This window comes from Burkholderia ubonensis subsp. mesacidophila (assembly GCF_002097715.1).
Lineage (GTDB): Bacteria > Pseudomonadota > Gammaproteobacteria > Burkholderiales > Burkholderiaceae > Burkholderia > Burkholderia mesacidophila.
This window is the reverse complement of record NZ_CP020737.1, coordinates 1,820,524-1,841,535: the sequence shown is the minus strand read 5'-3', so window position 1 is coordinate 1,841,535 and position 21,012 is coordinate 1,820,524. Positions and strand designations below refer to the sequence as shown.

22 protein-coding genes and 1 riboswitch are annotated in these 21,012 nt (G+C 70.9%); of the genes, 10 read left to right on the top strand and 12 right to left on the bottom strand.

All coding sequences use genetic code 11. From position 1 onward, the window contains the following. Positions 1-30 precede the first annotated feature (30 nt). Positions 31-735 carry a glutathione S-transferase N-terminal domain-containing protein gene (locus B7P44_RS08705; protein ID WP_084902899.1) on the top strand — a complete coding sequence of 235 codons (705 nt, stop codon included), beginning with the start codon at positions 31-33 and terminating at the stop codon, positions 733-735. A gap of 103 nt (positions 736-838) precedes the next feature. On the opposite strand, the gene B7P44_RS08700 is transcribed toward B7P44_RS08705, so the two are convergent. Continuing rightward, the gene (locus tag B7P44_RS08700; RefSeq protein WP_084902896.1) at positions 839-1,345 is read right to left on the bottom strand and encodes a MarR family winged helix-turn-helix transcriptional regulator; all 507 of its coding nucleotides are present in this window, start codon (positions 1,343-1,345) and stop codon (positions 839-841) included. 128 nt (positions 1,346-1,473) lie between these two features. Between B7P44_RS08700 and B7P44_RS08695 the strand changes: the two genes are divergently transcribed. Next, positions 1,474-2,646: an MFS transporter gene (locus B7P44_RS08695; protein WP_084906534.1), complete on the top strand. Its 1,173-nt coding sequence runs from the start codon at positions 1,474-1,476 to the stop codon at positions 2,644-2,646. 20 nt (positions 2,647-2,666) lie between these two features. Here the strand turns inward: B7P44_RS08695 and cobM are convergent, their stop codons facing one another. From cobM to cbiE, 4 genes are read right to left on the bottom strand one after another with little or no spacing between them, the layout of a single operon-like run. Next, positions 2,667-3,395 carry a precorrin-4 C(11)-methyltransferase gene (gene cobM / locus B7P44_RS08690; RefSeq protein WP_084902893.1) on the bottom strand — a complete coding sequence of 243 codons (729 nt, stop codon included), beginning with the start codon at positions 3,393-3,395 and terminating at the stop codon, positions 2,667-2,669. 44 nt (positions 3,396-3,439) lie between these two features. Further along, positions 3,440-4,171, bottom strand: a complete 732-nt coding sequence (locus tag B7P44_RS08685) for a cobalt-precorrin-6A reductase (RefSeq protein WP_084906531.1) — start codon at positions 4,169-4,171, stop codon at positions 3,440-3,442. Next, positions 4,168-5,265, bottom strand: a complete 1,098-nt coding sequence (locus B7P44_RS08680) for a cobalt-precorrin-5B (C(1))-methyltransferase (protein ID WP_084906533.1) — start codon at positions 5,263-5,265, stop codon at positions 4,168-4,170. The genes B7P44_RS08685 and B7P44_RS08680 overlap by 4 nt, the downstream gene beginning before the upstream one ends. After that, positions 5,265-6,491, bottom strand: a complete 1,227-nt coding sequence (gene cbiE / locus B7P44_RS08675; protein WP_084902890.1) for a precorrin-6y C5,15-methyltransferase (decarboxylating) subunit CbiE — start codon at positions 6,489-6,491, stop codon at positions 5,265-5,267. The genes B7P44_RS08680 and cbiE overlap by 1 nt, the downstream gene beginning before the upstream one ends. 88 nt (positions 6,492-6,579) lie before the next feature. Next, a riboswitch (cobalamin riboswitch) is annotated at positions 6,580-6,770 on the top strand. A gap of 104 nt (positions 6,771-6,874) precedes the next feature. Between cbiE and cobG the strand changes: the two genes are divergently transcribed. The 5 genes from cobG (at position 6,875) to B7P44_RS08650 (ending at position 12,857) form a co-directional block, all read left to right on the top strand. Next, positions 6,875-8,227: a precorrin-3B synthase gene (cobG, locus tag B7P44_RS08670; RefSeq protein ID WP_331251267.1), complete on the top strand. Its 1,353-nt coding sequence runs from the start codon at positions 6,875-6,877 to the stop codon at positions 8,225-8,227. Next, positions 8,220-8,846 (top strand): precorrin-8X methylmutase, encoded by a 627-nt coding sequence (locus B7P44_RS08665; RefSeq protein WP_084902884.1) that lies wholly within the window; start codon positions 8,220-8,222, stop codon positions 8,844-8,846. The genes cobG and B7P44_RS08665 overlap by 8 nt, the downstream gene beginning before the upstream one ends. After that, on the top strand, positions 8,843-9,577 hold the full coding sequence (locus B7P44_RS08660) for a precorrin-2 C(20)-methyltransferase (protein WP_060324582.1): 735 nt from the start codon (positions 8,843-8,845) through the stop codon (positions 9,575-9,577). The genes B7P44_RS08665 and B7P44_RS08660 overlap by 4 nt, the downstream gene beginning before the upstream one ends. Beyond that, entirely contained in the window at positions 9,574-11,289 is a 1,716-nt protein-coding gene (cobJ, locus tag B7P44_RS08655) for a precorrin-3B C(17)-methyltransferase (protein WP_084902881.1), read from the top strand. The genes B7P44_RS08660 and cobJ overlap by 4 nt, the downstream gene beginning before the upstream one ends. A 209-nt stretch (positions 11,290-11,498) precedes the next feature. Continuing rightward, on the top strand, positions 11,499-12,857 hold the full coding sequence (locus tag B7P44_RS08650; protein ID WP_084902877.1) for a chitinase: 1,359 nt from the start codon (positions 11,499-11,501) through the stop codon (positions 12,855-12,857). Positions 12,858-12,999: 142 nt separating this feature from the next. On the opposite strand, the gene B7P44_RS08645 is transcribed toward B7P44_RS08650, so the two are convergent. The 4 genes from B7P44_RS08645 to B7P44_RS08630 form a co-directional block, all read right to left on the bottom strand. Further along, a complete protein-coding gene (locus tag B7P44_RS08645; protein ID WP_084902874.1) occupies positions 13,000-13,743 on the bottom strand; it encodes an IclR family transcriptional regulator in 744 nt (247 codons plus the stop codon). 61 nt (positions 13,744-13,804) lie between these two features. Next, entirely contained in the window at positions 13,805-14,971 is a 1,167-nt protein-coding gene (locus tag B7P44_RS08640; RefSeq protein WP_084902872.1) for an acyl-CoA dehydrogenase family protein, read from the bottom strand. A gap of 36 nt (positions 14,972-15,007) precedes the next feature. After that, complete coding sequence (locus tag B7P44_RS08635) at positions 15,008-16,309, bottom strand: CitMHS family transporter (protein ID WP_084902869.1); 1,302 nt, start codon at positions 16,307-16,309, stop codon at positions 15,008-15,010. A gap of 132 nt (positions 16,310-16,441) precedes the next feature. Then, positions 16,442-17,593 carry a CaiB/BaiF CoA transferase family protein gene (locus B7P44_RS08630; protein ID WP_084902866.1) on the bottom strand — a complete coding sequence of 384 codons (1,152 nt, stop codon included), beginning with the start codon at positions 17,591-17,593 and terminating at the stop codon, positions 16,442-16,444. A 226-nt stretch (positions 17,594-17,819) separates the two neighbouring features. On the opposite strand from B7P44_RS08630, the gene B7P44_RS08625 reads away from it, so the two are divergent. Both B7P44_RS08625 and B7P44_RS08620 read left to right on the top strand, forming a co-directional pair. Then, positions 17,820-18,134: a hypothetical protein gene (locus B7P44_RS08625; protein WP_084902863.1), complete on the top strand. Its 315-nt coding sequence runs from the start codon at positions 17,820-17,822 to the stop codon at positions 18,132-18,134. A gap of 407 nt (positions 18,135-18,541) precedes the next feature. Beyond that, positions 18,542-18,814 carry a hydrogenase maturation factor gene (locus tag B7P44_RS08620; protein ID WP_084902861.1) on the top strand — a complete coding sequence of 91 codons (273 nt, stop codon included), beginning with the start codon at positions 18,542-18,544 and terminating at the stop codon, positions 18,812-18,814. Positions 18,815-18,851: 37 nt separating this feature from the next. On the opposite strand, the gene B7P44_RS08615 is transcribed toward B7P44_RS08620, so the two are convergent. After that, positions 18,852-19,064 carry a hypothetical protein gene (locus tag B7P44_RS08615; RefSeq protein ID WP_084902859.1) on the bottom strand — a complete coding sequence of 71 codons (213 nt, stop codon included), beginning with the start codon at positions 19,062-19,064 and terminating at the stop codon, positions 18,852-18,854. A 256-nt stretch (positions 19,065-19,320) separates the two neighbouring features. Here B7P44_RS08615 and B7P44_RS08610 point away from each other — a divergent pair, with 256 nt between their 5' ends. After that, positions 19,321-19,824: a DUF8617 domain-containing protein gene (locus tag B7P44_RS08610; RefSeq protein WP_084902856.1), complete on the top strand. Its 504-nt coding sequence runs from the start codon at positions 19,321-19,323 to the stop codon at positions 19,822-19,824. A 33-nt stretch (positions 19,825-19,857) separates the two neighbouring features. Here the strand turns inward: B7P44_RS08610 and B7P44_RS08605 are convergent, their stop codons facing one another. Continuing rightward, positions 19,858-20,184, bottom strand: coding sequence for a low molecular weight protein tyrosine phosphatase family protein (locus B7P44_RS08605; protein WP_084902853.1), 327 nt, complete (start codon positions 20,182-20,184; stop codon positions 19,858-19,860). 11 nt (positions 20,185-20,195) lie between these two features. Next, a complete protein-coding gene (locus B7P44_RS08600; RefSeq protein ID WP_084902850.1) occupies positions 20,196-20,768 on the bottom strand; it encodes a DUF1993 domain-containing protein in 573 nt (190 codons plus the stop codon). Positions 20,769-21,012 lie beyond the last annotated feature (244 nt).

Here is a 21,012-nt window from a genome sequence, read left to right as displayed (position 1 = left end):
GATGACCCACCCCGACGAGCGAACCCCTCCATGTCCGATCTGTCCGCCTTCCCGATCACGCAAAAGTGGCCGGCCCAGCATCCCGACCGCCTCCAGCTCTACTCGCTGCCGACGCCGAACGGCGTCAAGGTGTCGATCATGCTCGAGGAGACCGGCCTGCCGTACGAGCCGCATCTGGTGAGCTTCAGCACCGACGACCAGCTCTCGCCCGCGTTCCTGTCGCTGAACCCGAACAACAAGATCCCGGCGATCCTCGATCCAAACGGCCCGGACGGCAAGCCGCTGCCGCTGTTCGAATCCGGCGCGATCCTGATCTATCTCGCCGACAAGACCGGCCAGCTGATCCCGAAGGATCTCGCGGGCCGCTACGAGACGATCCAGTGGGTGATGTTCCAGATGGGCGGCATCGGCCCGATGTTCGGCCAGGTCGGCTTCTTCCACAAGTTCGCCGGCCGCGACTACGAGGACAAGCGTCCGCGCGAGCGCTACGTCGCCGAGTCGAAGCGGCTGCTCGCCGTGCTCGACGCGCGCCTCGCCGAGCGCAAGTGGGTGATGGGCGACACCTACACGATCGCCGACATCGCGATCTTTCCGTGGGTGCGCAACCTGATCGGCTTCTATGAAGCGGGCGACCTGGTCGGCTTCAGCGAATTCCGCCACGTCGCGCGCGCGCTCGACGCGTTCGTCGCCCGCCCGGCCGTCGCGCGCGGGCTCAACATCCCGGCGCGCACCTGATCCGCGCGGCCGGTCGCGCATCCGTCGCGCCGGCAACAGGACAGCCCGCCGCCTCGCGCGGCGGGCCGATGCGGCCAATCGACACCCGGCCGCACGACGCGCGCTAGCCTACCCCGCCGCCCGCATCGCCCAATCCCGCCAGCAGCTTGCCGAGCAGCCGCGCGAGCTGCGTCTGCTCCGACGCCGACAGCGCGTCCAGAATCGCGCGCTGGTTCTCGACGTGCGCGACGACCGCCTCGTCGATCAGCGCGCGGCCGGCCTCCGTCAGCGCGACGAGCGTGCCGCGCCCGTCGGCCGGATTCGGGCGGCGCTCGACCCAGCCCGCCTTCTGCAGCCGGTCGATGCGCGCGGTCATCCCGCCCGACGACATCATCAGCGCGTCGTACAGCGCCGTCGGCGTCAGCGCGAACGGCGCGCCGCTGCGGCGCAGCGTCGCCAGCACGTCGAACTCGCCCGGCTGCATCCCGTAGCGCGCAAACAGCGGATTGAGACGATCGCGCCCGATCGCGAGCGCCGCTTCCTGCAGCCTGCCCATCACCAGCATCGACGACACGTCGAGATCCGGGCGTTCGTCGCGCCATTGCGCGACCGCGTGCGCGGCTCGATCCATTAACCCTCCTCGGCAAACAAGTTATCTTGACGTCGAGATAATTTGGCATTTATCTTGACGTCAAGATAATTTACATGAAAACGCGCGGCGTGCGCCTCGACGCCGCGCACGTCACCGAGGGCCATACGATGAATCGCTTCACTTCCCCCGGATGGCGGCTTGCCGCCATCGTCCTGGTCGGGCTGAACCTGCGCCCGGCGCTCGCCGCGGTCGGCCCGCTGCTCGACATGATCCAGCGCGCGACCGGCATCGACGACAGCACCGCCAGCCTGCTGACCACGATCCCGATCGTGCTGATGGGCCTCGGCGCGCTGTGCGCGCGCCGCCTGCAGCGCTCGCCCGGGATCGCGGTCGGCGTCGGGATCGGCATCGTGCTGATCGGCCTCGCGTGCGCGGCGCGCGTCGGCGCGCAGCATGCGTGGCTGCTGCTTGCGAGCGCGTGCTGCGCGGGCATCGGCATCGCGATGGTGCAGGCGCTGCTGCCCGGCTTCGTGAAGGCCAACTTTGCGACGCGCATCGGCGGCGTGATGGGCGTCTACTCGACGTCGATCATGGGCGGCGCGGTGCTGGCGAGCGTCGCGGCGCCGCTGGCCGCCGCGCGCTGGGGCTGGCTCGCGGCGCTCGCGTGCTGGACGCTGCCGGCCATCGCCGCGGCGGCCGTGTGGCCGTTCGCGAGCCGCGACGGCGCGCCGATCACGGCCGCGTCGCCGGTGCTCGCGCGGCCGTCGCGCTCCCCGCGCGCATGGCGGCTCGCGCTGTTCTTCGGGATCGCGACCGGCGCGTACACGCTCGTGCTCGCGTGGCTGCCGCCGTTCTACATGCGGCTCGGCTGGTCGCCCACGGCGGCCGGCGGCCTGCTCGGCGGCGTCACGCTCGCGGAAGTCATCGCCGGGCTGACGGTGTCCGCAACGATCGACCGCATGCCCGATCGCCGGCCGGCGCTGATCGCGGCGATCGCGGCGCTGTTCGTCGGGCTCCTGCTGATGCTCGCGGCGCCGGAGGGGCTCGCGCTGCCCGTCGCGCTGCTGATGGGCGCGGGCATCGGCGCGCTGTTCCCGCTGTCGCTGATCGTCACGGTCGACCACGCGGCGACGCCGGCCGATGCGGCGTCGCTGACCGGCTTCGTGCAGGGCATCGGCTATCTGATCGCGGGGCTGTTCCCGTTCGCGGCCGGCATCGTGCGCCAGCATCTCGCGGACCTGACGCCCGCGTGGATCGCGATGGCGTGCCTGTGCGTCGTGCTGTGCGCGCTGGCGGCCGGCTTCGCGCCGCATGCGGCGGCGCGCGTGGCGCGCGCCTGAGCGCTTGACCGACCGCCCGATCAGTCGGCGCTCGCGTAGAGCGTCGAATCGTCGAACCCTTGCGCATCGAGCACGCGGCCGATGAGAATCAGCGCCGTGCGTTCGATGCGCGTGCCCTGCACCTTCCCGACGATATCCGCGAGCGTGCCCGTCACGCGCGCCTCGTCCGGCCAGCTCGCGCGGTAGATCACCGCGACCGGGCAATCCGGCCCGTAATGCGGCAGCACCTCGTCGACGATGCGCGCGAGATGCCGCACGCCCAGATGGATCGCGAGCGTCGCGCGGTGCGCGGCCAGCGAGCCGAGCGACTCGCCCTCGGGCATCGTCGTCTTGCCCGCGAAGCGCGTGAGGATCACCGTCTGCGCGATGCCCGGCAGCGTCAGCTCGCAGCCGAGCGTCGCCGCGCACGCGGCGGTGGCCGTCACGCCCGGCACGATTTCATACGGAATCCCGAGCGCCTTCAGCCGGCGGATCTGCTCGCCGATCGCGCCGTACAGCGACGGGTCGCCCGAGTGCACGCGCGCGACGTCCTGCCCTTTCGCATGGGCCGCGGCGAGCAGCGCGACGATCGCGTCGAGGTCGAGCTCCGCCGTGTTGACGACCTGCTCCGCGCGATGCCCGTCGAGCACCGCCGCGGGCACGAGCGACCCCGCATACAGGATCACCGGGCACGTGCGCACGAGGCGCTGGCCCTTCACCGTGATCAGCTCCGGGTCGCCGGGACCCGCGCCGATGAAATACACCGTCATTGAAAACACTCCGTCAGTTCATGGGAACGACCCGCGATCCGGCGTCACGCGCGCGCGGCCGGATCGAGCGCGTCGAGCAGCGCGGCGGCCGAATCGAACGCGCGATCGGCGTCGGGCAGCGGCGGCCGGCGCAGCATCACGACCGGCAGCCGGCGTTCGCGTGCAACATCGAGCTTCGCTTCGGTCGCCGCGCCGCCGCTGTTCTTGCTGACGACGACGTCGATGCCCGCGAGCGCGAACAGCGCGCGTTCGCCGTCGAGCGAAAACGGCCCGCGCGCCGCGACGATCTGCGCGCGCGCGTTGCCCGGATGCGATTCGAGGCAGCGCACGAGCCAGAACTGGTGCGCCGGAATCGCGTCGAGATGCGCGAGCGGCTCGCGGCCGAGCGTGAACAGCGGCCGGCGAAACGGCGCGAGCGCGGCCTCGATGCCGGCCCAGTCGTCGACCATCCGCCAGTCGTCGCCCGGCTGCGGCTGCCACGGCGCGCGGCGCAGCGCCCACACCGGCACGCCCGCGTCGCGCGCGGCGGCGGCCGCGTTCGCGCTGATCCGCGCGGCATAGGGATGCGTCGCGTCGATCACGAGGCCGATGCCGGCTTCGCGCAGGTACGCGGCCAGCCCCGCGGCGCCGCCGAAGCCGCCGACGCGCACCTCGCACGAGAGATCGCCGGGCACCTTGCCAAGCCCCGCGAGACTGTACACGTGGCGCGGGCCGAGCGCGCGCGCGATCTTCAGCGCGTCGCCGGTGCCGCCGAGCAGCAGGATGCGCGGGCTCATCGCGCGCACCCGACGAAACGGCCCTGCCGGTCGATCGCGAACATCTCGACCGCGACCGACGCGGGCACGATGTCGCGCGCGACGGCGAGCGCGTGCGCGCAGACGATGTCGCCGAGCGGCACGCCGTCCGCCTGCGCGAGCTTCAGCGCTTCCTGGCTCGTGTTCGCTGCAAGCATCGCTGCCTGCAGCGCGTCGCTCGCGCCCGCTTGCGCGGCCCATTGCGCGAGCAGCGGCAGGTCGATGCTCGAATGGCGGCTGTGCAGGTCGAGGTGGCCGGCCGCCAGCTTGCTGAGCTTGCCGAAGCCGCCGCACATCGACAGCCGCGCGACCGGCGCGCGCCGCAGGTGCTTCAGCACCGCGCCCGCGAAATCGCCCATTTCGATCAATGCCATGTCCGGCAGCTGGTAGTGCGCGCGCATCGCGTCCTCGCTCGCGTTGCCGGTGCACGCGGCGATGTGCGCGACGCCGTTCGCGCGCGCGACGTCGATGCCCTGATGAATCGACGCGATGTACGCGGAGCACGAGAACGGCCGCACGATGCCGGTCGTGCCCAGGATCGACAACCCGCCGACGATGCCGAGGCGCGGGTTCATCGTCTTCAGCGCCATCGCCTCGCCGCCCTCGACGCCGATCGTCACGTCGAAGCCGCCCGCATGGCCGTGTTCGGCCGCGAGCGCGCTCAGGTGCGTCGTCATCATCTGGCGCGGCACGGGATTGATCGCCGGCTCGCCGACCGGCAGCGTGAGTCCCGCGCGCGTGACCGTGCCGACGCCCGGCCCCGCATGAAAGCGCACGCCGGGCGCCGCCGCGAGCGCGACGCGCGCGAACACGAGCGCGCCGTGCGTGACGTCCGGATCGTCGCCGGCGTCCTTGATCGTGCCGGCCTCCGCGCCGTCGGCCCCGTCGCGGATCAACCGGCAGAACTCGAGGCGCATCACCACGCGCTGTCCCTTCGGCAGCACGATCTCGACCGCGTCGCCCGCGTGGCCGGTCAACAGCAGCCGCGCGGCGGCCAGCGAGGTCGCGGTCGCGCAGCTGCCGGTCGTGTAGCCGAAACGCAGCGGCGCGGGTTGTTCGGGGGTTTCGTCGCGCATCACGCCGCCGTCGCGTCGGTCTGCGCCGGCTTGCACACGTCGTATAGCGTGACGGGCAACGGCTGCCGCCAGGTGTCGAAGCGGCCGAGCGGCTCCGCGTGCGCGAGCGACACGCGCGTGAGCGTGCCGCCGTGCGCGTCGCGCCAGGCGGCGAGCGCGATCTCGCCCTGCAGCGTCACGGCGTTCGCGACGAGCCGGCCGCCCGGCTTCAGCGCCGACCAGCAGGCGTCGAGCACGCCCGGCACGGTCGCGCCGCCGCCGATGAAGATGGCGTCGGGCGCGGCGAGCCCCGCGAGCGCATCGGGCGCGCGCCCCGCGACGAGTTGCAGGCCCGGCACGCCGAGCGCGTCGCGATTGTGTTCGATGAAGCGCTGCCGTTCCGCGTGCGCTTCGATCGCGATCGCCTGGCACGACGGGTGCACGCGCATCCATTCGATGCCGATCGACCCGCAGCCCGCGCCGACGTCCCACAGCAGTTCGTCCGGTGCGGGCGCGAGCCGCGCGAGCGTCAGGGCGCGCATGTCGCGCTTGGTGAGCTGTCCGTCGTGGCGGTATGCGTCGTCAGGCAGGCCGGGCGTCAGCGCGCGGCGCGGCGCGTCGGCCGCCGCGCGGCAATCGAGCGCGACGAGATTCAGCGCCGCGGTCTCGTCGACCGACCAGTCGTGCGCGAGTGCGTCGATGCGCCGCTCGAGCGGGCCGCCGAGATGTTCGAACACGCTGATGCGGGTCGGCCCGAAGCCGCGCGCGGTCAGCTCGGCCGCGACGACGGCGGGCGTGCGGCCGTCCGCGCTCAGCACGAACAGGCGCCGCCCCGGCAGCAGATGGCGGGCGAGCGTCGCAAGCGGCCGGCCGACCAGCGACACCGCGCCGACGTCCTGCAGCGCCCAGCCGAGACGGGCCGCGGCGAGCGACAGCGACGACGGCGCGGGCAGCACGCGCCATTCGCCGGGCGCAAGCTGGCGCGCGAGCGTCGCGCCGACGCCGAACAGCATCGGGTCGCCGCTCGCGAGCACACAGACGGGCGCCCCGCGGCGCGCGAGCACGCCCGCGAGATCGAACGGCGACGGCCATGCCTCGCGCGCAGCCGCGAGCCGCGCGGGCAACATGTCGAGGTGCCGTGGCGCGCCGACCACGAGCGTCGCGTCGAGCAGCGCGCGGCGCGCGGCGCGCCCGAGTCCCGTGTAACCGTCGTCGCCGATACCCACCACCGTCAGCCACGCCGTCATGCACCCTTCCCCATCGTTCGTCGTTCCGTTGTGTTGCCGCAAGCGGCCTGCGGGCCGCGCGTATGTCTGTGTTGCGAAAAAAGGCATAATACAGCGTTCGATCGCCGGTGCCCTTCGGGGCCGAAGAGGGAACACAGGGCGCGTGCCGCGCCGCTGTGGCTGCCCCCGCAACTGTAGTCAGCGAGCCCGCCTCCATCTCGCGCCACTGGCTTGTCCGGGAAGGCCTGGAGCGGGCGTCGACCTGTCAGCCAGGAGACCTGCCGGCCTGAAAGTGCGTGCGTGCCAGCCGGCATCGGGCGGGGTGTACCGATGCGTTGGCCGCGGCGCGACACTGCCACGGTGCCCCGTTGAATTCCATCCCTGTTCCGTCCGCTTTGCCCGTCGTGCGCCCGTCGGCCTGCCCGGGGCTCGTGCGCGTCGTCCCGGCCGCCGACGGCGGCCTGTGCCGGATCAAGCTGCCGGGCGGCCGCGTCGACGCGCGGCAGGCGCGGGCAATCGCCGCCGTCGCCCGCGCGCACGGCTCGGGGGTGATCGAGGCAACCAATCGCGCGAACCTGCAATTGCGCGGCATCCGCGACGGCGAAGCGCCCGCGCTGACCGCCGCGCTGCTCGGCGCCGGCCTCGGCCCGCTCGTCGACGCCGGCGGCGACGCCGCCGCGCTCGCCGCCAGCGACGACGTCCGCAACCTGCTGCTGAGCCCGCTCGCGGGACGCGACCCCGCCGCGCTCATCGACAGCGCGGCGCTCGCCGCGCCGATCTTCGACATGCTCGCGCGCGAGCCGCGCCGGTTCGAGCTGTCGCCGAAATTCTCGATCCAGCTCGACGGCGGCGAGGCTGTCGCCGCACTCGATCATCCGCACGACATCTGGCTGTCCGCGTGGCGCCGCCGCGACGGCGCGGTGCGCGTCGCGGCCGGGCTGGCCGGCTGTCCGCCCGTCGCCCCCGACGCTGCGCCCGCGTGCGCCGACGTCGCGCCCGGCGACGCCGTTGCGCTCGTGCGGGCACTGATGCTCGCGTTCCTCGATCTCGCGCCGGCCGACGCGACGCGCATGCGCGCGCTGCTCGCCACGTGCGGCGAACGCGTGCTGCTCGAACGCGCACAGACCTACCTGCCGTTTCCGCTTGCCGCCGATCCCGCGCTCGCCGCATGGCGGCGCGCACCGTCCGCGCCCGCGCTGCGCTTCGGCGCGCGCCCGTCGCGCGACGCCGCGCGCTGCAGCGTCGGCGCGCAATTCGCGCTCGGCCGTCTCGACGCCGAGCGCCTCGAACGACTGGCGGCGCTCGCGGACGCCCACGGCGACGGCACGCTGTCGATGACGCCGTGGCAAGGCGTGTTCGTCCACGGCGTCGCCGCCGCCGACGCGCCCGCGCTGCGCGACGCGCTCGCCGCGCTCGGCCTCGTCTGCGAGCCGACCCATCCGCTCGCGCAGCTCGTCGCCTGCGCGGGCAGCGCCGGCTGCGCGAAAGCGCGCGCCGACACGAAGCGCGACGCGCTCGCGCTCGCCGCGCGCGTCGGCCATGCGCTCGACGCGCACCTGACCGGGTGCGAGCGCCACTGCGCGCTGCCGCATCCGGCGGCGCACACGCTCGTCGCAGTCGCGCCGGCGCGCTACGACCTTTACCGGCGCGACGACGCAGCGGGCCTCGGCGCCCCGCTCGCGCGCCACTTGACGATCGACCAAGCCGCGGCCCGACTGGGCGATACGCGGCAAAGCCAGGACACCACCGATGCTTGACTACATACGCGACGGGCAGGAAATCTACCGCCAGTCGTTCGCGACGATCCGCGCCGAGGCCGACTTGTCGCGCATCCCGGCCGACCTCGAGAAACTCGCGGTGCGCGTGATCCACGCGTGCGGGATGGTCGACGTCGTCGACGATCTGCGCTTCTCCACCGGCGCAGGCGCGGCGGGCCGCGCAGCGCTGGCCGCCGGCGCGCCGATCCTCTGCGACGCGAAGATGGTTGCCGAAGGCATCACGCGCGCACGGCTGCCGGCCGGCAATCGCGTGCTCTGCACGCTCGGCGAGCCCGGCGTCCCCGGCCTCGCGCAGCAGCTCGGCAACACGCGCTCGGCCGCCGCGCTCGAACTGTGGCGAGCGCACCTCGCCGGCAGCGTCGTCGTGATCGGCAACGCGCCGACCGCGCTGTTCCATCTGCTCGACATGCTCGACGCGGGCGCGCCGCGCCCCGCGCTGGTTCTCGGCTTCCCGGTAGGCTTCATCGGCGCGGCCGAATCGAAGGCGCTGCTCGCCGCCGACAGCCGCGGCGTGCCGTACGTCGCGCTGCTCGGCCGGCGCGGCGGCAGCGCGATGGCGGCCGCCGCGGTCAACGCGCTCGCGACGGAGGTCGAATGACGGCCGCGCGCGGACGCCTGTTCGGCCTCGGCGTCGGCCCGGGCGACCCCGAACTGATGACGCTGAAGGCGGTGCGCCTGCTGCAGGCCGCGCCGGTGGTCGCGTATTTCGTCGCGAAGGGCAAGAAAGGCAATGCGTACGGCATCGTCGAAGCGCATCTGCGCGACGCGCAGGTGCAGCTGCCGCTCGTCTACCCGGTAACGACCGAGGCGCTGCCGCCGCCGCTCTGCTACGAAACCGTGATCGCCGACTTCTACGACACGGCCGCCGACGTCGTCGCCGCGCATCTCGACGCGGGCCGCGACGTCGCGGTGATCTGCGAAGGCGATCCGTTCTTCTACGGCTCGTACATGTACCTGCACGACCGCCTCGCGCCGCGCTACGACACCGAGGTCGTGCCCGGCGTGTGCTCGATGCTCGGCGGCACGGCCGTGCTCGGCCAGCCGCTCGTGTATCGCAACCAGAGCCTGTCGGTGCTGTCCGGCGTGTTGCCGGAGGACGAGCTGCGCGCGCGGCTCGCGCAGGCCGACGCGGCGGTGATCATGAAGCTCGGCCGCAACTTCGACAAGGTGCGGCGCGTGCTCGACGAACTGGGCCTCGCGAAGCGCGCGCTGTACGTCGAGCGCGCGACGATGGCGAACCAGCGCATCGTGCCGCTCGACGCCGTCGATCCGATGGCGTCGCCGTATTTTTCGCTGCTCGTCGTGCCGGGGGAAAAATGGCAAGGATGACGACCCCGCCCGCGATCGTGGTGCTTGGCGCCAGCGCGCTCGACACCGCGCGGCGCATCCAGGCGCGCTATCCGGGCGCGCAGGTGCACGGCCTCGCGTCGCGCGTCGCCGCCGACGTGCCGTTCGACGAGCTCGGCGCGCATCTGCGCGAACTGTATGCGCGCGGCCTGCCGATCGTCGCGCTGTGCGCGGCCGGCATCGTGATCCGCTGCATCGCGCCCGCGCTCGCCGACAAGGGCGTCGAGCCGCCGGTGCTGGCGGTCGCGGAAGACGGCTCGGCCGTCGTGCCGCTGCTCGGCGGCCTGACCGGCGTGAACCTGATCGCGCGCGAGCTGGCCGAGTGCCTCGGCGTCGCGCCCGCGATCACGACGAGCGGCGAACTGCGCTTCGGCGCGTGCGTGCTCAACCCGCCCGACGGCTACGCGCTCGCGGATCTCGCGCAAGGCAAGCGCTTCGTGTCCGACCTGCTCGCGGGCGCGGCGACGCGCATCGACGGCGCCGCGCCGTGGCTCGACGACGTCGCGCTGCCGCGCGACGACATGGCCGCGCATGCGATCCGCGTCACGCCGCTCGCGTGGCGCGGCGCGCGCGACGAGCTCGTGATCCATCCGCGCAGCGTGGTGATCGGCATCAGCGCGCATCTGCCCGCGTCTGACACCCCGCTCGACGTGCGCATCGGCGCGCTGCTCGACGCACAGGGTCTCGCGCCGCAAGCGCTGGCCGCGCTCGTCGCGCCGGCGACGATGGTCGGCGACGCCGCGCTCGAAGCGGCCGCCGACGCGCTCGGCGCGCCGCTGCGTTTCGTCGATGCCGAAGCCGACGCCGAACCCGACGCGACCGCCTCCGACGTGCTCGACCGCGCACTGCGCGTGCCGCACACGCGGCAGGCCCCGCTCGACGGAATGGCCTGCGCGGTCGCCGCGCAGCCGGTCGATGCGGCGACGCTCGGCCGCGCGCGCGGCCGCCTCACCGTGCTCGGCCTCGGGCCCGGGGCCGCCGCATGGCTGACGCCCGCCGCGCGCGCGGCGCTGGCCGACGCGACCGACATCCTCGGCTACACGACCTACGTGAACATGGCCGGCCCGTTCCGGGCGGACCAGCGCGTGCACGGCACCGACAACCGCGAGGAAATGCAGCGCGCACGCCATGCGTTCGAGCTGGCGGCCGAGGGCCGCCGGGTCGCGGTCGTGTCGTCGGGCGACCCGGGCGTGTTCGCGATGGCCGCGGCCGTGCTCGAAGCGCTCGACGAAGCGCGCGATGCGCGCTGGGCCGCGGTCGACCTGCGCGTCGAGCCCGGCGTGTCGGCGTCGCTCGCGACCGCCGCGCAGGCCGGCGCACCGCTCGGCCACGACTTCTGCGTGATCTCGCTGTCGGACAACCTGAAGCCGTGGGACGTGATCGAGACGCGCCTCGCGCACGCGGCCGAGGCCGATCTCGTGATGGCGTTCTACAACCCGATCTCGCGCGCACGGCCGTGGCAGCTCGATCGCGCACTCGACGTCGTGCGCGCGCATCGCGCGGCGGACACCGTCGTCGTGCTCGGCCGCGACATCGGCCGGCCCGGCGCGACGCTCGTCAACACGACGCTCGGCGCATTGCGCGCCGAGCAGGTCGACATGCGCACGATGGTGATCGTCGGCTCGTCCACCACGCGGCGCTTTTCCGTCAACAATGGACGGGATTGGGTCTACACGCCGCGCTGGTATCGCTGAATGCGCGCCGGGCCGTGTGCCCGGCGCCGTAGCGAATTCACGCAATTGTTTCGCACCGCGATCCAAACAAAATAAAAACGTAATTAAGGATTCACGACTGATCTGCAATCCTCCAAGATGAGCACGCCGCCGTCCGGGTCCATCCCATGCCCGGTCCGATTACGGCGGTGATACGCACCGGCGTATCGCTCATCACCATGGAGAACACAATGCAAAACAGCGTGTTGTCGCATCTCATCCCGCGCGCGATCGCCGCGGGCTGTCTGCTCGCCGGCGCGAGCGTGTCGCAGGCGGCGGGCGCCTTTGCGCCTTACGTCGACGTGACGCTCTACCCGACGCCGCTCGTGGACCGCATCGGCGTTCAGCAAGGCATCCAGCAATTCACGCTCGCGTTCGTCGTCGCGGGCAACGGCTGTACGCCGTCGTGGGGTGGCGTACAGGCCATCGGCAACGGCGCGACCGGCGACCTGCTCACGTCGATCGGCACCGCCATCACGAACTATCGCGCGAAAGGCGGCGAAGTCGCCGTGTCGTTCGGCGGCGCGAACGGCACACCGCTGATGCAGGCGTGCACGAGCGTCCCCGCGCTGAAGACCGCGCTCCAGACCGTGATCGACACGTACAGCCTCACGCACGTCGACTTCGACATCGAGGGTTCGTCGCAGCTGGATTCGGCGGCCGTCGCCCGCAACTTCCAGGCGGTCGCGCAGCTGCAGGCCGACTATGCGGCGAAGGGCAAGCCGCTGCACGTCACGCTGACGCTGCCGGTGATGCCGACCGGGCTCATCCAGGACGGCCTGAACGTCCTCAACGCGGCGATCGCGAGCCAGGTCAACCTCGACGCGGTGAACGTGATGACGATGGACTACGGCCCCGCCGGCATCGACATGGGCGCGGCCGCGATCAGCGCGGCGCAGGGACTCTACTCGCAGCTCGACACCGCGTACAAGTCCGCTGGCCAGCCGAAGAGCAGCTCGCAGCTGTGGCAGATGGTGGGCGTCACGCCGATGATCGGCGTGAACGACACGCAGGGCGAGACGTTCACGCTCGACAACGCGCAAAGCGTGCTGAACACGGCCGTCAACAACGGCTACGGCTTCATCAGCTACTGGTCGTCGACCCGCGACAAGCAGTGCGACAGCAACAGCGGCTATGCGTCGCCGATTTGCTCGGGCGTCACGCAGCAGCCGTACGCGTTCGCGTCGATCTTCAAGAAGCTCGACGCCAAGTGGGGCACCGGCGTCACGCAGGACCCGAACTACGGCGGCGGCTCGGATGGCGGTGGCACGCCGCAGCCGGGCGCGCCGTGGTCCGCGAGCCAGGTCTACAACGCGGGCGCGACGGTCACGTATCAGGGTGTCACCTACCAGGCGCAATGGTGGACCAAGGGCGACATTCCCGGCCAGTCGTCGGTGTGGAAGGCCGTGAACGGCGGCACCCCGGCCTGGTCGGCGACCACCGCCTATCAGGCCGGCGCGTGCGTGATGTACCAGGGCGCGAAGTACTGCGCGAAATGGTGGACCCAGGGCGATACGCCGAGCGCGGGCGGCGTGTGGGTGAAGTCGTGACGGCGCGCATGCGGGCCGTTAGCGCGGGCCGGTGACGCGCTCAAGTGCCCCTTGATCGGGCCGTGTCGGCGTCAGTCTGCGCCGGCGCGGCCCGGCCGGCAGCGAGCGCGGCTCGACGGCCCTGCCCGCTCACCGCGAGCGTTCAGCCGCGCGCGTGCTCGGCGAGCAGGCGCGCCTTCTCGTCGACGAGCGCGGCGACGTGCGCGTCGTGATACCGGCGAATCCGTTCCGTCGGCCCGACGATCGACAGGCCGTACCAGTCGCCGTCGATCGGCAGCGCGACCGCGACCGCCGACAGTTCCGGCGCACTCTCGCCGAAATTGTCGGCCCACCCTTGCGCATGACACCGCGCGGCCTGTTCGATCAGCGCGGCCAGATTCGCCACCGTCGCGGCGGTGAAGCGCTCGAACGACAGCGCGCCGCCGAGCGCCTGCTGCGCGTCGGCCGGCAATTCCGCGAAGATCGCCTTGCCGATCGAGTTCGCATGCAGCGGACGCAGTTCGCCCGGCTGGCGCGTATAGCGGATCGCCTGCTCCGATTCGACGACGTCCAGGTACGTGACCGACGCGCCCTGGATCTTGCCGAGCACCGCGGTTTCGCGGCTCGCGTCGCGCAGCGCGACGAGGTGCGGATGCACCATGTCGACCACGGGATCGGTCGCGTCGATCGCGGCGGCGATCGTCTGCAGGCGGCGCGTCGGATAGTAGCCGCCGCGCTTGCGCACTTCGTACAGGTAACCGCGGCTGACGAGCGTGCGCGTCATCGCGAGGCAGCTCGACGCCGGCACGTTGAGCAGGCGCGCGAGTTCGGTGAGCGGCAGCGGCCGCCGTTCGGCGGCGAACAGCTCGAACAGGTCGAGCGTCCGAGCGACAAGTTTGACGTCCATGACGAGCGATCGAAACGGTGGAAGGTCGCCGCGCCGTGAACGGGCCGCCCGGTCGATACGGTCAGTACGACTTCGGCAGGCCCAGCACCTTCTCCGCGATGTAGCACAGGATCAGTTGCGGGCTCACGGGCGCGAGCCTCGGAATCATACACTCGCGCAGGTAGCGCTCGACGTGGTATTCCTTCGCGTAGCCCATCCCGCCGTGCGTCGCGATCGCCGTCTGGCAGGCCTGGAACGCGGCTTCCGCGCCAAGGTACTTCGCGGCGTTCGCTTCCGCGCCGCACGGCTGCCCCGCGTCGTAGCGGGTCGCGGCCTTCATCACCATCAGCCACGCGGCCTCGAGCTGCATCCACGCCTGCGCGAGCGGATGCTGGATCGCCTGGTTCTGACCGATCGGCCGGCCGAACACGACGCGTTCGCGCGCATACTGCGTCGCGCGCCGCAGCGCCGCCTGCCCGAGCCCGATCGCTTCCGCGGCGATCAGGATCCGCTCCGGGTTGAGGCCGTGCAGCAGGTAGCGAAAGCCGTCGCCCTCGTTGCCGATCAGGTCGTCGCGCGGCACGCGCAGGTTGTCGATGAACAGCATGTTCGAATCGACCGCCTTGCGCCCCATCTTCTCGATCTCGCGCACCTCGACGCGCGTGCGGTCGAGATCCGTATAGAACAGGCTCAGCCCGTCGGTCGGCTTCGCGACCTGCTCGAGCGGCGTCGTGCGCGCGATGATCAGCATCCGGTTCGCGACCTGCGCGGTCGAGATCCAGATCTTGCGGCCGCTCAGCACGTAATGGTCGCCGTCGCGCCGCGCCTGCGTCGTCAGGTGCGTCGTGTCGAGGCCCGCGTCGGGCTCGGTCACCGCGAAGCATGCCTTGTCGCGCCCCGCGATCAGCGGCGGCAGGAAGCGCGCCTTCTGCGCGTCGGTGCCGAACACCTGCACCGGGTTCAGCCCGAAGATGTTCATGTGCACGGCCGACGCGCCCGACAGCCCCGCGCCCGACGCGCTGATCGTGCGCATCATCAACGCGGCCTCGGTCATGCCGAGCCCGGCGCCGCCGTACGCGGGGTCCATCGCGATGCCGAGCCAGCCGGCCTGCGCGAGCGCCGCATGGAAATCGGCCGGAAAGCCGCCTTCACGGTCGCGCTCGAGCCAGTAGTCGTCGCCGAAGCGCGCGCAGATTTTCTCGATCGCGCTTTCGATCGCGCGCTGGTCGTCGGTCAGGTCGAATTGCATGGGAAGCCTCTCGGGAAACGTGGGCGGCCGCGCCGCTCACAACGGGAACACGCCTGTGGCGACCGCGGCGAACACCATCAGCACGGTGGCGGCGAACAGGAACGGGATCGTGAACTTCTGGTGCTCGGCGAGTTCGACGCCGGTCAGGCCGACGATCAGGAAGGTCGCCGGCGTCAGCGGGCTCACCGGGAAGCCCGTCGTCATCTGGCCGAGCAGCGCCGCCTGCGCCATCTGGATCGGCGGCACGCCGAGCAGCTTGCCGCTTTCCGCGAGCACCGGCAGCACGCCGAAGTAGAACGAGTCGGGATCGAACAGCAGGCTCAACGGCATCGACAGCAGGCCGAGCACGAACGGCAGGTGGCGCGCGTGCTCGACCGGCACGTGCGCGACGACGACTTCCGCCATCGCCTTCAGCATCCCCGTGCCGGACATGATCCCGGTGAACGCGCCCGCGGCGAGCAGCACGCTCGCCATCATCAGCGCCGCCTTCGCATGCGCGTCGATCCGCGCGCGCTGCTCGCGCACGTCCGGGTAGTTGATGACGAGCGCGGCGACCGTGCCGAGCATGAACATCACCACCGGATCGACGATGCCGGACACCAGCATGCCGAGCACGACGAGCGTCAATGCGGCGTTGATCCAGAAACGGCCGGGGCGGCGCAGCGCGCGCTCCGCGTCCGTCAGCTCGCGCGGCGCGAAAACGACCGCCGCCGCGCCGGCGCGATCGAGGCCGAGCCGCTTCGCCTCGCGCGCGCCGAGCACGTACGCGGTGCCGAACACGAACGCGAGGCCGACGATCTGCACCGGAACCATCGGCATGAAGATTGCCGTGCCCGGAATATGCAGCGCGGCCGACGCGCGCAGCATCGGCCCGACCCACGGCAGGAAGTTCACGCCCGCCGCCATCGACGCGACGCACGCGAGGATGCGCCGGTCCATGTTCAGCCTCGCGTACAGCGGCATCATCGCCGGCAACGTGACCAGGAACGTCACCGCGCCGGAGCCGTCGAGGTGAATCAGCAGCGCGAGCAGCGCCGAGCCCATCACGATGCGCGGCGGGTGGCAGCCGATCAGCCGCAGCACGCCGGCGATGATCGGATCCAGCATGCCCGCATCGGTGAGGATCCCGAAAAAAAGAATCGCAAAAACGAACATCCCGGCGATCGGCCCGATGTTCTGCACGCCTTGCACGATGAATTTTCCGGTCGACAGCCCGAAGCCGGCCGCGAGCGAGGCGACCGTCGGCACCGCGATCAGCGCGACGAGCGGCGACAGGCGCTTCGTGATGATCAGGACGAACAGCGCGACGATGGCGAGCGTGCCGGTCAATGCGAGCATGATGCGTCTCCTCTCCCGGCGCGCCGCGGTGCGAGCGGACGACCGGGGCTCGGGTAGGTGTGCGTGCGCCGGCGCGAACCGGCTGTGCTTGTTTCGCCACGCCACGCCGCCATGGCGCGGGAGCGGATCGGATCAGGAAGCGCGCTCGTCGACCGGCGCGAACACCTGCTGCGCATGCTCGTTCAGCGCGGGCGGCGGCAACCGGTACGTCGCGGGCGTGCGGCCGAGCTTGATCGGCGACGCGATCCCGCGATGGTCGCCGAGCTCGACCCGCATCGCGCGATGCGCGGTATGCGGATGGTCGAGCGCGGCCGCGAGACCGAGCACCGGCGCGCACGGCACGCCGCGGCGGATCAGCCGGTCGGCGAGCGCCGCGCCGTCGTGCGCGGCGAACCGCGCTTCGAGCAACGCGCGCAGCGCCGCCCGGTTCGCGTTGCGCGCGCGGTTGTCGGCGAAGCGCGGATCGTCGGGCCATGCCGGCGCGCCGAGCTCCGCGCACAGCGCCGCGAACTGCCCGTTGTTGCCGACCGCGACGAAAATGTCGACCGTGCCGGTGCGGAAGCGGTCGTACGGCGTGACGTTCGGATGCGCGTTGCCGGTGCGCACGGGCTCGCGGCCCGAATGGAAGTAGTTCGGCGTGTGCGGATGCAGGATCGACAGCGCACTGTCGAACAGCGTCGCCTCGACGAGCTGCCCCTTGCCGCTCGCGTCGCGCTCGCGCAGCGCCATCAGCACGCCGAGCGCGGCATTCAGCCCGGTGACGAGGTCGACGATCGGCACGCCGATCCGCAGCGGCGGCCCGCCCGCCTCCCCGTTCACGCTCATCAGCCCGGTGAACGCCTGCACCGCCGCGTCGTAGCCGGGCAGCGCGCCCAGCGGCCCGTCCGCGCCGAAGCCCGACACGCGGCAAACCACGAGCCGCGGGAAGCGCGCATGCAGCGCGTCGAAGCCGAGCCCCCAGCGCTCCATCGTGCCGATCCGGAAGTTCTCGACGAGCGCGTCGGCATGCTCGAGCAGCCCGAGCAGCCGTTCGCGATCCGCCGGCTGCGACAGGTCGAGCGCGACGCCGAGCTTGTTGCGGTTCACGCCGAGGAAATACGACGCCGTGTCGCCTTCGAACGGCGGCCCCCAGGTGCGCGTCTCGTCACCCGACGGCGGCTCGACCTTGATCACTTCCGCGCCGTGGTCGGCAAGGATCTGCGTCGCATAAGGGCCGCCCAGCACCCGCGACAGATCGACGATGCGCAAGCCCGTCAGCGCGCCCTGCTGCTCGTGTTCCGCCATGTGTCTCGCTCCTGCTCCGGTCGATTGAGCAATAAATTCTTGTACGTGAATTTATATTCACGCATGGGAATTTTTGTGTCAAGCGGTGGAAGTGCCGATCGCACGAGCACGTGCGCGACGGAGGCGTGTCGGGCAAGCCGGGTGCAGCACGGATCGGAATCCGGTTGCTGCGACGCGCCGCCGTTCGCTAAGCTGGCATTCCGACGGTCCAGAATCCGGAGCTTTCATGAATCGCCTGCTGCTGGCCGCCGTGACGATCGCGGCGACGCTGAGCGTCGCGCATGCGCAGACCCAGACCTATCAATTCGGCGAAGGCCGGACGCAGCCGCAAGGCGCGGCGCAACCGGCGCAACCCGCGCCGCTGCCGGGCGCGATGCAGACCCCGCCGTTGCCGCAGGGCGCGGTGCCGACGTCGCGGCCCGCGCCGCGGCGGCCGCACGCGAGCGCGCACCGGCATCACCGCCACGCGGCAGTCAAGCGGCATCGCCACCACGTGCGGCATGCCAGGCCGGCGCGGCACGGGATCTACCGGTATTCGTGAAGCAGCGGCGGCACGCCATCGATTGTTTCGGATGGCGATGCAATTTGTGCTCACCATTCCGCACGAGTTAACCTATTCTTTCGGCAATGCGCGGTCTGTGGACGCCCGGTCGGACGCGTCTTCATGCGTCCCGGGAAGAACGGCCGCCGAACGCGTCGTCGGCAGCGGCATGCCGAAATGTCCGACGAAATGCAGTCACCCGTCATTGGCCTGTTGCAAGCGGCTCGCGTGCGGCAGGCGCGGAGCATCGCGCGCGTGCGCGCCCGCCAGGATTCATCATCGAGCCGCCGTCCGTCGTCACGCGGACCGCGGCGATCGGCATCGCGTTTCCCGCCGATGCCGTGCGTACGAAGCCGGTTGTCCCCACGGCGCGCGCATGACGTCGCGCCACTTATAGCGAGCCCGACATGACGAGCCTGTACACCTACCGCGGATACACGATCGAAGTGCGCTGCGAGCATCAGCCGGCCGAGGCGGTCGACATGGCCGCGCCGGCCCCCGGCTACGTCGCCGTGGTCCAGGTGCGGGAGGGCAATACGTCGTCGATCTTCTTCTCGCCGCTGAGGCTCGCGGACGATCGCGGGAAACCGTTCGCCGACAGCCTGGACGCGCTCAGCGCAGGGCGCACGGCCGGCGAGATCATCGTCGACGACCTGCTGTCGAGCGCCGGTGCGTATTGAAGCAGCCCGGGAACGGCGAGCAGTTCGAAAGCGTTCGTCAGCGCAATCGTTTGCGCCGCAGCTCGCGGCCTTGATACACGACGACAAAGACGCCGAGCATCATGACGCCGACGGCCACGAACTCGCTCAGCCGCGCCGGGCCGTGCCGCAACCCCGGATACATGCCGACGCCGATGCCGGCGGCAATCATCGCGATGCCCGCGATCAGTCCTCCGATCGATCCGGAAGTGGTCTTGTCGAAACCGCTCATGTCATTACACCCGTAGCCAATATTGTTCTGCTCAGGTCGCGACGCGCAGTGGGCCTGAGCCCGCGCGTCGTCGCCTTCTGGTGCCTGACTATATCCGGCCATAAATAGGCCGGCGTGCGCGCGGGGATTTTCGCAGCGATGCTTGCGCGAGGTGTCGTTTCGGCGCGACGCGGAACCGCGCTGCTATCATCCGGTCCGCCTGTTCAGGCTGTACTTCGGCCAACCGAAGCGATTTCCGAAACCACCACCGATACCCATGAATTTCACCTGCGCTTGCGGAACCGTCATCCACGACCAAACCGATTTCCTCGCCAACAAGGCGCGTCTGATCGCTGATCAGGATTGGGAGGACTTTGCCGAAGCGAGCGAGTCGCGCGGCCGCCTCGATTGGTCGTATGCACGCGCCTGCTATCAATGCCCGTCATGCGGCAGGCTGCACGTCGAAGACAACGAGCGCCAGCTGATTGCGTTCGCCCCGGAGACGACCGGAACGCAACCCGTGCTCCGGTCGATCAAGGGCGACCTCTGGAAGGCGCCGTTGATCGGCGCATGGACATCCAAACCGTTCGCGGGTCAGCCCAACGGCGACCTCTATTGCGACGGCGCGGATGGCGTCGCGGAATCCTACGACACCTGGGAGGCGCTGGAGCAGGCCTACTTCGCGATGTTCTTCCGGCTGAAAGGGTTCGGCTTGCTGAGGTCGGCGCTGCTCCGGAAGGACGGCAAGCAGGTTCATACATGGCATGACGGCGATCGCTGAGCCCGGACGCGGGGGCGCTCGGCGCCCCGCCGTTCACGATCGCAGGAATTTCCCGGCCCTTCGCTCGAGCAGCGCGATCAGCTCCGGCTGCATGAACGCGTACTTGTCGGGAATGTCGACGCAGACGATCTTCTTGTTCCGCAAGTCTGCGCCGAATTGCTTCGACAGCTTCGCCTTGTGCGAGCGCTCCATCACGAAGATGATGTCGGCCCACGCGATCTGCTCGCGCGACACGATCGACTCCGCATCGGGCGCGACGCCGGCCGAATCCGTTTCGATGCCCGGCCAGCCGGCAAACAGTTCTTCCGCAGTCGGGCTTCGCAGCCGGTTCCGGCTGCAGATGAAGAGTGCTCGCGTCATGCCGGATGCGATCAGCCTTGCGGCATCGTGCCGGGCCGCAGATACGCGAGCATGTACGACACGTAGTCCGCCTTGCCGAGTTCGACGCCCTGGTTGCGCAGGATCGCGTACGCGGTCACCACGTGAAAGTAGAACTGCGGCAGCGCCCAGTCGCGCGCGTACTGCTCGCCTGTCATGTCGAAGACGACGCCGTTGGGCATTTCGAGCGCGATCGGCAGCGCGCCGCCCGCGTCGAGCGCGTCAGGCGACAGGCCGTCGAGCAGCGCAAGCGCGTCGTCGATGCGCGCCTTCGCATCGGACCACGTGCCCGGCTGCGCGTTGGCGTTCCATCCTTCTTGCCGCACCGCCAGCAGCGTGTCCGGAAGCGGTTCGCCGCGCAACCGGCAGACCGGCTCGAGCGCTTGAAAGCAGGCGAACCGGACCTGGGCCGCGAGCGGATACATGTCGGCGGCGAGCCGCTCGGACAGCAGCGCATCCGGCTCGGCGCCTGCCGCCTGACGATGGGCGGCGGCCTTGTCGAGCCACGACGACAGGCCGCGCAGGAACTGGGTGAAGGTCGGTACGAGAAGGTGGGTCAGCGACACGAATTCCTCCGATGATTACGGGTCGCGTAACGATAGCAGCATGCGGAGATGTCGCGCAAACGACGGCGTGTGATACGAACGGTCGCCTCCCATACGAAAGGGCTGACGCGAACCGCCGGTGAGATCCGGACGGCTCTCGATTTCAGGATTCGTCCTGCAACCATGAGAATGATCCAGTTGTTCGCCGAGCCGAATGCACGCATGCAGCACCGAAGGCCGGTCGGGGCCGGATACAGCCAAACCT

Bases quoted from the DNA above. Each gene is read 5' to 3' on its own strand.
- B7P44_RS08705 (WP_084902899.1), top strand. From the start codon at position 31: ATGTCCGATCTGTCCGCCTTCCCGATCACGCAAAAGTGGCCGGCCCAG.
- B7P44_RS08700 (WP_084902896.1), bottom strand. From the start codon at position 1,345: ATGGATCGAGCCGCGCACGCGGTCGCGCAATGGCGCGACGAACGCCCG.
- B7P44_RS08695 (WP_084906534.1), top strand. From the start codon at position 1,474: ATGAATCGCTTCACTTCCCCCGGATGGCGGCTTGCCGCCATCGTCCTG.
- cobM (WP_084902893.1), bottom strand. From the start codon at position 3,395: ATGACGGTGTATTTCATCGGCGCGGGTCCCGGCGACCCGGAGCTGATC.
- B7P44_RS08685 (WP_084906531.1), bottom strand. From the start codon at position 4,171: ATGAGCCCGCGCATCCTGCTGCTCGGCGGCACCGGCGACGCGCTGAAG.
- B7P44_RS08680 (WP_084906533.1), bottom strand. From the start codon at position 5,265: ATGCGCGACGAAACCCCCGAACAACCCGCGCCGCTGCGTTTCGGCTAC.
- cbiE (WP_084902890.1), bottom strand. From the start codon at position 6,491: ATGACGGCGTGGCTGACGGTGGTGGGTATCGGCGACGACGGTTACACG.
- B7P44_RS08665 (WP_084902884.1), top strand. From the start codon at position 8,220: ATGCTTGACTACATACGCGACGGGCAGGAAATCTACCGCCAGTCGTTC.
- B7P44_RS08660 (WP_060324582.1), top strand. From the start codon at position 8,843: ATGACGGCCGCGCGCGGACGCCTGTTCGGCCTCGGCGTCGGCCCGGGC.
- cobJ (WP_084902881.1), top strand. From the start codon at position 9,574: ATGACGACCCCGCCCGCGATCGTGGTGCTTGGCGCCAGCGCGCTCGAC.
- B7P44_RS08650 (WP_084902877.1), top strand. From the start codon at position 11,499: ATGCAAAACAGCGTGTTGTCGCATCTCATCCCGCGCGCGATCGCCGCG.
- B7P44_RS08645 (WP_084902874.1), bottom strand. From the start codon at position 13,743: ATGGACGTCAAACTTGTCGCTCGGACGCTCGACCTGTTCGAGCTGTTC.
- B7P44_RS08640 (WP_084902872.1), bottom strand. From the start codon at position 14,971: ATGCAATTCGACCTGACCGACGACCAGCGCGCGATCGAAAGCGCGATC.
- B7P44_RS08635 (WP_084902869.1), bottom strand. From the start codon at position 16,309: ATGCTCGCATTGACCGGCACGCTCGCCATCGTCGCGCTGTTCGTCCTG.
- B7P44_RS08630 (WP_084902866.1), bottom strand. From the start codon at position 17,593: ATGGCGGAACACGAGCAGCAGGGCGCGCTGACGGGCTTGCGCATCGTC.
- B7P44_RS08625 (WP_084902863.1), top strand. From the start codon at position 17,820: ATGAATCGCCTGCTGCTGGCCGCCGTGACGATCGCGGCGACGCTGAGC.
- B7P44_RS08620 (WP_084902861.1), top strand. From the start codon at position 18,542: ATGACGAGCCTGTACACCTACCGCGGATACACGATCGAAGTGCGCTGC.
- B7P44_RS08615 (WP_084902859.1), bottom strand. From the start codon at position 19,064: ATGAGCGGTTTCGACAAGACCACTTCCGGATCGATCGGAGGACTGATC.
- B7P44_RS08610 (WP_084902856.1), top strand. From the start codon at position 19,321: ATGAATTTCACCTGCGCTTGCGGAACCGTCATCCACGACCAAACCGAT.
- B7P44_RS08605 (WP_084902853.1), bottom strand. From the start codon at position 20,184: ATGACGCGAGCACTCTTCATCTGCAGCCGGAACCGGCTGCGAAGCCCG.